Origin of the sequence: Dokdonia sp. R86516 (assembly GCF_044596715.1) — a bacterium.
Lineage (GTDB): Bacteria > Bacteroidota > Bacteroidia > Flavobacteriales > Flavobacteriaceae > Dokdonia.
Genome location: NZ_CP138998.1, coordinates 3,176,590 through 3,188,824, shown reverse-complemented (window position 1 = coordinate 3,188,824; position 12,235 = coordinate 3,176,590). Strand labels below are relative to the sequence as shown.

Annotated in this window: 3 protein-coding genes; all 3 read right to left on the bottom strand. The window is 40.0% G+C overall.

Features of this window, described 5'->3' with window-relative positions; all coding sequences use genetic code 11:
- Window positions 1-156: 156 nt before the first annotated feature.
- From SJY23_RS14260 to SJY23_RS14250, 3 genes are read right to left on the bottom strand one after another with little or no spacing between them, the layout of a single operon-like run.
- Window positions 157-2,079, bottom strand: coding sequence for an OmpA family protein (locus SJY23_RS14260; protein WP_396596863.1), 1,923 nt, complete (start codon window positions 2,077-2,079; stop codon window positions 157-159).
- A gap of 12 nt (window positions 2,080-2,091) precedes the next feature.
- Complete coding sequence (locus tag SJY23_RS14255; RefSeq protein ID WP_396596862.1) at window positions 2,092-3,012, bottom strand: type IX secretion system membrane protein PorP/SprF; 921 nt, start codon at window positions 3,010-3,012, stop codon at window positions 2,092-2,094.
- A 24-nt stretch (window positions 3,013-3,036) separates the two neighbouring features.
- Entirely contained in the window at window positions 3,037-11,817 is an 8,781-nt protein-coding gene (locus SJY23_RS14250) for an Ig-like domain-containing protein (RefSeq protein ID WP_396596861.1), read from the bottom strand.
- Between the last annotated feature and the right edge of the window lie 418 nt (window positions 11,818-12,235).

The following is a 12,235-nucleotide window of genomic DNA, read 5'->3' as shown; positions in this document are numbered from 1 at the left end:
TCAAATATTCATGTATGAGTGGTACGCTTTCGCGAAAGCGTGAAAACTCCACACACCATTAGTTTACATTTATAAACAGCTTGCATAAAAATAAGCCTTCACTATAGCTGGGGAACTAGGAAGGCTTACAGTTATTGGGTAAAGAACAAGGTGTTGCTACCTGCTAACCACAATAAAATCTGAACGTCTATTTTCTAAATACTGCACCTCTGTACAGCTATCGTCTGCCTCATCACAAATGTGTATGGGCCTTGACTCACCAAACCCTTTGGCGCTCTCAATGCGCGAACTCGAAATACCATTTTTAATCAAATAGTCTCGGGTAGAGATGGCTCTATTTTCTGATAAGGTCTGGTTATATGACGCTCCACCACGTTGATCTGTGTGAGATTCTATCTTGATGATAAGCGCAGGATATTCGTTCATAATGTCAATAATGCGCTGGAGCTGTTGTGCGGCAAATATGTTAATCGCATAACGGTTAGACTCAAAATTAATAGGGTTGATTTTAATCTTTTCTATCTCACCATCTGTAACAAAAATGTCTGAAAGGTTAGCCAGTTTAAAATCTACAAAGTTAATAAGCCCATTAGGCTCTGTGCCTGTATTTAAATCCAACTCATCTTTTGAATAGCCTATTTTTGATGCTTTAATATTGTATTTGATATTGCAACCCATCTGTAGGGTGTAGGTTCCTGCCGCGTCAGTAAGTGTTTCGGCCACTTGCTTATTACTTGTATCATAAGCGATGATAGTCACTGCTGGTAATGGTGCGCCTGTTTGTGAGTCTGTAACGGTTCCTTCTAAGGTCTGGAAGCACTCGCCGCGATCATATACAAAGGAGTAAATATCATCATCGCCTTTACCGCCTTCTCTGTTTGAGCTAAAATATCCTTCATTTTTAGTGTTACTCGCCACATACGCAAAGTCGTCTGCATTGCTGTTAATCCCAAGTCCGAGGTTGCGGGCATTACTATAAATGCCGTCTCTAAGCTGCGCTTTGTAAATATCAAGGCCGCCAAAACCTACGTGACCCTTAGAGGCAAAATAGAGTTCTTTGTTTTTTACAAAAGGGAAAAAGTCATCACATGGTGTGTTTACCGCATCACCTAGATTGCGAGGTGTGGAGAGTGAGCCATCTGCTCGTATGTCACACACATAAATATCTGCACGGCCATAACCACCCGGCATGTCTGACACAAAATACAGCTGACTACCATTTGTAGTTACAAAAGGCTGCCCTATGGAATAGCCATTACCATTAATGGGAAGTTCCTCTTTATCAAATTTGTCTTTATTAATCTGCACGCGGTAGAGCTTAAAGAAGTTTCTCTTATTCTTTGTATAAATCTTGCGAGATCCAGATTGTGCACTTGAAGCATAGACCAGTGTTTGATCATTATTATAAAAAGTAGCTGTAGCGTCGTGATACTGAGTTTCTAGCTCTTCATTAAATAGTTTAATATTTGAGTAGGTGCCAGTACTATCTATCGTGGCTTCATAAAGCGATAGGTAAGGGGTGTTATCTCTTTTGTAAATTTTATTTTCTTCATTATTGCGAGCCGTTGAGAACACCAGTTTATTCTTATACAGGGATCCGCCAAAATCTGCATAGCTAGAGTTAATATCAAGATTTATAATCTGATAGAGCGTGTCATTTGCTAGAATGTCATTAAACCTAGACTTTTCTTCATAGTATCTGTTGAGCTCTTTATCTTTTTTGGATAGTTTTAAATAGCCTACATAAAAATCATCTGCCGTATCATACTTTTTTAAGAAGCGTAGTACATCAAAATACTGCCAGATATGTGCAGGCTCCATCGTGTATCCTAGTGCTTCAAAGGTTTTCTTGTAAGCAATCTCTGCACGTTCATAATTCTTAAGGTTATAATGCGTGTCTGCAATATGCTGACAGGTTGTAGGCGCTATCTTCTCTGAGTCATTGAGGTGCTCATCATAAAGTACTGCAGCATCTGCATACATATGTCTGTCATAAAGCTCATCTGCTTTTTTTAAATCATTTTGTGCATAACTAGAACATACACACATCATGAATAAAATATATAGTGATTTCTTCATAGTGGTTTGATATTAAAAGAATCTAGGTGAGAATGACATTCCCTTTTTCTTAAACAAAGAGAATTTTAAAATAACTTCATGGGTACCATCATTATAATTTGTGAACTCTGTAGTAGCATAATCAAAGGAATAACCTAAAAACAGATTGTCAGAAATTTGAAAACCAGCCAGCGCACTTACCGCAGCATCCACTTGATAACTAGCACCTACAGTGAGCTTATCATGAAAAAGAAAATTGGCCGAAAGATTATATCGCAACGGACTACCATTCACATAATTTACAAGTGCAGCTGGTTTAAAGCGTATGTTATCGCTTATGCCAAACACATAACCCGCGGTGAGGTATGATTGGCGCTCATCTGCCACGACAGCTTCCTCCACATTATCATAATACTCATCACTAAAAAAGTCAGGCACCGAGACTCCTACATACCAATTATATTTATACAAAAAGGCACCAGCACCTAGCGTTGCCAGCAGTCTGTTATCTACATTATTTGTGAGTAGGGGATCGCCTTGATTTACAAATTCCCCTTTAGAAAAATCTACATTGAGTAACTGAGCACCTGCTTTTATTCCAAATGCGAGGTTGAGATCTCTATCTAACTGAATGTTGTAAGAGAAATTCCCATCAAAGTTGAATCTTTCGGCAGGACCATTTACGTCTTTAGTGACATTGACTCCTAGTCCTACGCGCTCCGTGAGCGGTGTTTCAACACTAAGATTATAAGTCTCAGGCGCGCCATCAAAACCAGCCCACTGAGAACGATATATCCCCACCACGTTCAAACCTTCTGAAGATCCTGCATATGCTGGATTTATAGCCATGGTATTATACATGTACTGTGTATAGTTAGGCGCTTGTTGTGCATCCATGTGTATGCTTACACAACACATAATAAGTACTAAGTAAATCTTATATATTTTAAACATAGTCGTTGTTTTTAAGTTAGATTGTTAAAGTGCAATGTATACCCATCCCGTAAGCGGCTCACTGCCATCATTTAAGTCTAAGATGTAATAGTAGGTAGATGATGGAAGACCATCGTTTTCATTTACAGTACCATTAGAAGTAGAAGTTCCCCTCCACACATTTGCATAGCCATCCATTTCATACACCATGTTTCCAGCTCGATTGTAAATTTTCAAGTTGTTTTCTGGATATGATTCAATACAGCGTATGGTAAAGGTGTCATTAAAGCCATCACCATTGGGTGAAAATTCATTAAACACTTTAATACAACTTGGCGTGATATCAACTTCCGATACATTGTTAGTAAGATCACTATCCATAGGACTAGACTGCGTGATGGTCGCGATATTTAAATAATCTCCATCCTCTAGCACTACAGCGCTTATCGCTAACTCCACATTTGCATTAGCCCCCACTGAAGGAATAAGCCAAACACCAGTTGCACTATCATAAGTTCCACTATCTGTCACCGCCGATACAAATTGCAATCCAGAAGGTAATAAGTCTTCCACCTCAACATCTGTAAAGTCTGTGTCGCCTGCATTAGTCACCGTAATAGTATACACAACCTCTGTGTTGAGCTGTGGCAAGGCATTATTGACCATTTTAAGAATCGTAAGATCAGAACAAGAAGCTACCTCAACGTCTAGCGTAGCATCTGCGAGAGGCATACAACTATTGGAAGACTCATAATTTACAGCAACAGATTGTTCGCCAAGTTCGTCCCATATCACAGTCACAAAATCATCTGTGAGATCGCCACCAGTGATGATTGTTCCTCCAGAAGAAATGGTCCATAAATAACCACTCATATCTGACTCAGTCTGGTAAGTGATTTCATTACCCACACAAGTCATGTCAGTACTGCTCGTAATGCTTGCACTAGCGATCTCATCTATCGTAATACTCACCTCTAGACGAGTGCTACTCTCACAGCCATTATTTACAAGAGCTCCGTAGTAATTACCAGAAACTAAAAGTGTATCTGCTGCCAATGGACTGCCGCCAGTAGCTTGAGCATACCATATTAAGTCCGGTTCATTCACTTCAATATCACTTACGGTAGCCATAACATCTACACAAAATGACTGCGTGGTAGCTGTAGTCGTAGGCGTAGGCGTACTGATAATAGTCACTGTAATCGCCAGTCTGTTTGCACTCTCAATACCGTTTGTAACAAGTGCCGCATAGTAAATTGTGTTGTCCATCAATGCAGTATCGGTGGTTAGAACTGTTCCGCCAGAAGCACTGAAGTACCAATTTACAGTAGTCTCATTTACCTGAATATCTGCAATTGTAGGGTTTTCGCTTTCGCAAAAAAGTTGCTGGTCATTATCTGTCGTTACGATACCAGATTGTATAGTAAGCTCATCTACGGTCATATCTGATGCCAAATTACCTACCAAATCCTCTGCAGTGGCTTGCACATCATAAGTGCCATCTCCAAGTTCATTTTCATCAGGAATCTGTAAGCTCCAAGTATCATCACCATTATCGGTAAGGTTTCCATCACTTTCCATATATGTGTTTCCATCTACAATGATGGAAAGCATATCATCAGAATCTGCAGTTCCTGTAATCATTGGAGTAGCGTCACTAGTTTCTTGAGGAGTTACTGTAGGCGTAATAGGAGCAGTGGTGTCAACCGTTAACTCATTAGTAGTTACATCTGATGCCAAGTTTCCAGTCATATCTTGAGTTGTGGCCTGTACATCATATACGCCATCTGCAATGTCATTAGCTCCTGGAATTTGCAAGCTCCATGTATTATCACCATGATCTGTAAGATGTCCATCGTTTTCTACATACGTTGCATTGTCTACAATCACTGTCAGCTCATCTTCCGAATCTGCAGTACCCTCAATAAGTGGGGTCGTATCTGTCGTTATTTGAGAGATTACCGTTGGAATAGTAGGAGCATCCGTATCGATTATCAATTCGTCGGTAGTAGTATCTGAGGCAGTATTTCCAACCGTATCTTCCACAGAGGCATCTACATCATAAGTTCCGTCTGGTAGTTCGCTTCCGTTAGGTATTTGTAAAGACCAAGTATCATCTCCGTTGTCTGTAAGATTTCCATCACCTTCGGTGTAGGTTACTCCATTTACAATTACTGTTAGCTCATCGTCAGAATCTGCCGTACCTGTAATTAGTGGCGTAGAGTCATTTGTAGTTTGCGCAGTAACCGTTGGAGTGGTAGGCGCAGTTGCGTCAATGACTAATTCATCTGTTGTAGTATCCAAAGCAGTGTTTCCAACAGTATCTTCCACAGAAGCATCTACATCATAGGTTCCATCTGGTAGTTCGCTTCCATCAGGTATTTGTAGTGACCAAGTATCATCACCGTTATCTGTAAGATCCGCTCCAGTTTCCAGATAAGTAACTCCATTTACAATTACAGTTAGCTCATTATCAGAATCTGCAGTTCCTGTAATCAGTGGTGTACTGTCGTTTGTAGTTTGTGAATCTACTGTTGGATTCGTTGGCGCAGTTGCGTCAATTACTAGTTCATCTGTAGTGTTATCAGAAGCAGTATTCCCAACCGTATCTTCCACCGAAGCATCAACATCATAAGTTCCATCTGGTAACTCACTTCCATCAGGTATTTGTAAGCTCCAAGTATCGTCACCATTATCAGTAAGGTTTCCATCACCTTCGGTGTAGGTTATTCCATTTACAATTACAGTCAGCTCATCATCAGAATCTGCAGTTCCTGTAATAAGCGGAGTGGTGTCGTTGGTGGTTTGCGCAGTAACTGTTGGAGTAGTTGGGGAAATAGAGTCAATGGTTAATTCATCAATTGTATTATCAAAAGCAGTATTTCCAACTGTATCTTCCACAGAAGCATCTACATCATAAGTGCCATCTGGTAGTTCGCTACCATCCGGTATTTGTAGAGACCAAGTGTTATCTCCGTTATCAGTGAGGTTTGTATCACCTTCGGTGTAGGTTATTCCGTTTACAATTACCGTCAGCTCATCATCAGAATCTGCTGTTCCTGTAATCAGCGGGGTAGTGTCATTTGTAGTTTGCGCAGTAACTGTTGGAGTCGTTGGGGAAACAGAGTCAATGGTTAATTCATCAGTAGTATTATCAGAAGCCGTATTACCAACCGTATCTTCCACCGAAGCATCTACATCATAGGTTCCATCTGGTAGTTCGCTATCATCAGGGATTTGTAAAGACCACGTATCGTCACCATTATCGATGAGGTTTCCATCGCCTTCGGTGTAGGTTACTCCGTTTACAATTATCGTCAACTCATCATCGGAATCTGCCGTTCCTGTAATCAGCGGCGTAGTGTCATTTGTAGTTTGTGCTATAACCGTTGGGTTAGTTGGCGCAGTTGCGTCAATGGTTAATTCATCAGTTGTTGAATCCGAAGCAGTATTTCCAACCGTATCTTCCACAGAGGCATCTACATCATAAGTTCCGTCTGGTAGTTCGCTTCCGTCAGGTATTTGTAAAGACCAAGTATCATCTCCGTTGTCTGTAAGATTTCCATCACCTTCGGTGTAGGTTACTCCATTTACAATTACTGTTAGCTCATCGTCAGAATCTGCCGTACCTGTAATTAGTGGCGTAGAGTCATTTGTAGTTTGCGCAGTAACCGTTGGAGTGGTAGGCGCAGTTGTGTCAATGACTAATTCATCTGTTGTAGTATCCAAAGCAGTGTTTCCAACAGTATCTTCCACAGAAGCATCTACATCATAGGTTCCATCTGGAATTTCACTTCCACTAGGTATTTGTAAGCTCCAAGTATCATCTCCATTATCGATTAGGTTTGTATCACCTTCGGTGTAGGTAGCTCCATTTACAATTACCGTCAACTCATCATCAGAGTCTGCTGTACCAGTAATCAGCGGAGTGGTGTCGTTTGTAGTTTGCGCAGTAACCGTTGGAGTTGTAGGCGCAGTTGCGTCAATGGTTAATTCATCTGTAGTAATATCCGAAGCAGTGTTTCCAACAGTATCTTCCACAGAAGCATCTACATCATAGGTTCCATCTGGAATTTCACTTCCACTAGGTATTTGTAAGCTCCACGTATCATCTCCATTATCGATGAGGTTTGTATCACCTTCGGTGTAGGTAACTCCATTTACAATTACCATCAGCTCATCATCCGAATCTGCTGTACCTGCAATCAGCGGAGTGGTATCGTTGGTGGTTTGTGCATCTACCGTTGGAGTTGTTGGCGCAGTTGCGTCAATGACTAATTCATCTGTAGTAGTATCAGAAGCCATATTTCCAACAGCATCTTCGACGGAAGCATCTACATCATAAGTTCCATCTATTAATTCGCTTCCGTCAGGTATTTGTAAGCTCCAAGTATCATCACTATTATCGATGAGGTTTCCATCATCTTCGGTGTAGGTTACTCCATTTACAATTACCGTCAGCTCATCATCAGAATCTGCTGTACCAGTAATCAGTGGCGTGGCATCATTGGTGGTTTGAGCGGTAACCGTTGGAGTAGTCGGCGCAGTAGCATCAATTACTAATTCATCTGTAGTTGTATCAGAAGCAGTATTCCCAACCGTATCTTCCACAGAAGCATCCACGTCATAGGTTCCATCTATTAATTCGCTTCCGTCAGGTATTTGTAAGCTCCAAGTATCATCTCCGTTGTCTGTAAGATTCGCTCCAGTTTCGAGATAAGTAACTCCATTTACAATAACTGTTAGCTCATCATCAGAATCTGCTGTACCTGTAATCAGCGGAGTGGTGTCGTTGGTGGTTTGTGCATCTACCGTTGGAGTCGTTGGCGCAGTCGCATCAATTACTAGTTCATCTGTAGTGTTATCAGAAGCAGTATTCCCAACCGTATCTTCCACGGAAGCATCAACATCATAGGTGCCGTCTGGTAGTTCGCTACCATTAGGAATTTGTAGAGACCAAGTATCATCACCATTATCGATGAGGTTTCCATCACCTTCGGTGTAGGTGATTTCATTTACAATTACCGTCAGCTGATCATCAGAATCTGCTGTTCCTGTAATCAGCGGAGTGGTGTCGTTGGTGGTTTGTGCATCTACCGTTGGAATCGTTGGGGAAACAGAGTCAATGGTTAATTCATCAATTGTATTGTCAGAAGCAGTGTTTCCTACCGTATCTTCCACAGAAGCATTTACATCATAGGTTCCGTCTGGTAGTTCGCTACCATCAGGAATTTGTAAGCTCCAAGTATCATCACCGTTATCAGTAAGGTTTCCATCACCTTCGGTGTAGGTCACACCATTTACAATTACAGTCAGCTCATCGTCAGAATCTGCCGTACCTGTAATAAGTGGAGTGGTGTCGTTTGTAGTTTGAGCTGTTACTGTTGGAGTTGTAGGTGCAGTAGCATCAATTACTAATTCATCTGTAGTTGTATCTGAGGCAGTATTCCCAACCGTATCTTCCACAGTAACATCAACATCATAAGTTCCATCTGGCAGTTCACTTCCATCAGGTATTTGTAAGCTCCATGTATCATCTCCGTTATCTGTAAGATCCGCTCCAGTTTCAAGATAAGTAACACCATTTACAATTACCGTCAGCTCATCATCAGAATCTGCTGTTCCTGTAATCAGCGGTGTGGTGTCATTTGTAGTTTGAGGAGTAACTGTTGGAGTTGTAGGTGCAGTTGCGTCAATTATTAATTCATCAATTGTATTGTCAGAAGCTGTATTCCCAACAGTATCTTCTACAGAGGCATCTACATCATAGGTTCCATCTGGTAGTTCGCTACCATCAGGTATTTGTAAGCTCCACGTATCATCTCCGTTATCGATGAGGTTACCGTCACCTTCTGTGTAGGTTATTCCGTTTACAATTATCGTCAGCTCATCATCAGAATCTGCTGTACCAGTAATGAGCGGTGTGGTGTCATTTGTAGTTTGAGGAGTAACTGTTGGACTATTTGGAGCAGTAGCGTCAATTATCAACTCGTCTGTAGTGTTATCAGAAGCTGTATTTCCAACCGTATCTTCTACCGAAGCATCCACATCATAGGTTCCATCTGGTAGTTCGCTACCATCAGGAATCTGTAAGCTCCAAGTATCATCACCATTATCTATAAGATCCGCTCCAGTTTCCAAATAAATTACTCCATTTACAATTACTGTTAGCTCATCATCAGAATCTGCCGTACCAGTGATTAGCGGAGTGCTGTCGTTTGTAGTTTGAGCAGTAACCGTAGGAGTAGTAGGTGCGGTCGCATCAATTATCAGTTCATCTGTAGTAGTATCAGAAGCAGTATTCCCAACAGTATCTTCCACAAAAGCATCTACATCATAAGTTCCATCTGGAATTTCACTTCCATCAGGTATTTGTAGAGACCAAGTATCATCTCCGTTATCGATGAGGTTTGTATCACCTTCGGTGTAGGTTATTCCGTTTACAATTACCGTCAATTCATCGTCAGAATCTGCAGTACCAGTAATGAGCGGTGTAGAGTCATTTGTAGTTTGCGCAGTAACTGTTGGAGTAGTAGGCGCAGTCGCGTCAATGACTAATTCATTGGTTGTAGTATCAGATGCAGTATTTCCAACCGCATCTTCAACGGAAGTATCTACGTCATACATTCCATCTAGTAGTTCGCTTCCATCAGGAATTTGTAAGCTCCACGTATCATCACCGTTGTCTGTAAGATCCGCTCCAGTTTCAGGGTAAGTAACTCCATTTACAATTACTGTTAGCTCATCTTCAGAATCTCCTGTACCCGTAATTATCGGAGTGGTGTCGTTGGTGGTTTGTGCATCTACAGTAGGAATGGTGGGACTGTCAACATCTACCGTGTAAGCCTCACTATCAATAGCTGTGGCAGTACATAACGTACCGACAACCGTTACTGAAGCGTCAATGGTTGAATCTGCGTCAAGTACTAATTCTGCGCCTGGAATGTCTCTAGTAAAGTTTAAACCTGCATCCAATAATGTAGTGTACTCTGTATTATTTACAGTAATTATTACTTCATCATTTTCTTGAGCATCTCCCGAAACTGTACCAGTAATGGTAATGTCATTATTTTGCTCAATACTATTTATAGTATCATCGGCTGTAATATTCTCTGTAAGATTTATAGAGATATTAGGAGTGTTTGCAAGAATAATAGAGACTTGTCTTAAATCGCCAGGACTATTCTCACAACCAGTAGCTGGTTCTGTTGTAGAAATAAATATGTTATCAGGATTGTTTGCATCATTTAATCCAGTTATTTCAAGCTTGCTATCATTGATTACGTAAACGATTCCATCTGCAGTAAGCCCATTAGTAATTTCTACATTTTTATTAGGATCAAAGTAATATTTGAAGTCATTTGAGATTGTACTTGACGGTACAATCTCTAGTACTTCAGGTAAACATATGGCAGTATCAAAACCTGCTACTAAGATATCTGAAGATTTTGGAGTAGGGTTAATTGTGACTAAAACTGGAGTTCGTACAGACGCTACAGTACATCCATTTGCCGTAGCAGCGGCATAAAAAGTGGTGTTTTCTGTTAATGACGAAGTGGTAAATGCCTCACCGCTATCTACTGTAGCAAGTAAATTTCCACCTTGCTCTTCATCATACCACTCTATTTGTGAGTCTGGAGAATCAGTAGTAGCAATAAGTTCTGCGGTGCTATTTTCACATAAAGTGATATTTTGAGAAGCTGCAGCAATCTCAGGAATAGCAGCAGTGACGGCAACATCATATAAATCAAGTCGCTGACTTAATGAAGTGTTCAAGAGTGAGGAATAACTAACTACAATTCTATCTACGGGCGCAGACACATCAAAGCCAATGTCTACAGGAGTATTACTTTGTAGTAGATTTATCAATTCCAGATTTAATAAGGACCCTAAGTCTCTCGATGCAATTAGATTTGAACCGTTATAGGCTTCAAATTGGATATTATTTGCCACTCCAAGCGCTAATAAGCTAGGATCTACAGCAAGTCTAATTTTGAAATCTTCTGTAGCTTGTGTTGCATTCTGAAAATAAATTACCTGCTCTACAGTCGCTGCTACAGATAATACACCTAAGCTTAACTCTGAGAATGTAGCGAGATCTCCATCAATTGCATTTTCAATATTTGTAACCCCAGCGCCTCCTAGATTTATTAAATCTAAATTAAACCCAGTCCCGTCAAATGAGGTAAATGAAGGAACATTACAAGTAGGTGCAGTTGCACCGTAGAAAGCTCCATAAACTTTTAAAGAACGTTCTTGGTTTAGTCCTATTAAAGAACCTATACTATTTGTGATTTCTATACTGCTATATGGTTGGTCTGGTGTGAGTGCTATATAATAATCTCCCTGTGCATCGGTCACAATTTGTGTTCTTGCACCGCTAAATGTATTAGGGTCTGATGATACTGCACTTAGCACGGTAGTATTCCCATTTAAAGCCTTTACGGTAAATTCTTGATTACCTATTAGTACAATGCCCAGTACATCTGCAAGTAAATTACCGAGACTACCGCCTAATAAGGAGGGTAACAAATCATCTTCTGTTTCTATTTTAATGTATGATGTTGTATTTGCAGGCAGTAGTTCTCCATATGATAACTCAAGAACACCATCATATGCACCAAAAAAAAGCGTTCCAGAATTTGCTCTAACTTCAGCAAAATCTGTTAAGTCTTGATTGGTAGCTAGATTGGCATCATCAACATTTTCTTGATTGGTTATAGTTGTCGCAAAAGTTTGTTCTTGCGCACTGACAGAAAAGCAAGCAAATAATAAAATAAATAGAAAGCTGCTCAGGGATGATGGAAAGGTAGTTTTTCTCTTCATGGTAGTAGTCTTAAATTATTTTAATAAAACATCTAACTAATGAATGTCGAGTACACATCATTAAAAACAATAAAATTGCAATTTGATTAATCGTATAAGAGTCCGCTTAATCAAAGTAATACCAGACTTCAGTTTTGTTTAAGACTGTTGTTAGGTATTTTAGTAATTAAGAACTTTTACTTGTATAAAATTGGTTGTAGATCGTTGATTTATACAAGTTTAATATGTAGGAAAATTATGGAAAGGATTTATTATTAGCAAGACTAAATACAACTAATGTGAATTAATTAACACTTAAACGTTATAAATTAGCATTTGACAGAAATTTACAAGTATAAAGCAATAGCATCAGTCACTTAAATTTAACCTAGAGGTAATAAACTTTGCTTTCGCGAAAGCGCAATTAAACAAAAATGTT

What these genes read in the sequence shown, in the direction of transcription:
- SJY23_RS14260 (WP_396596863.1), bottom strand. Translation starts at nt 2,079, where the DNA reads ATGAAGAAATCACTATATATTTTATTCATGATGTGTGTATGTTCTAGT.
- SJY23_RS14250 (WP_396596861.1), bottom strand. Translation starts at nt 11,817, where the DNA reads ATGAAGAGAAAAACTACCTTTCCATCATCCCTGAGCAGCTTTCTATTT.
- SJY23_RS14255 (WP_396596862.1), bottom strand. Translation starts at nt 3,012, where the DNA reads ATGTTTAAAATATATAAGATTTACTTAGTACTTATTATGTGTTGTGTA.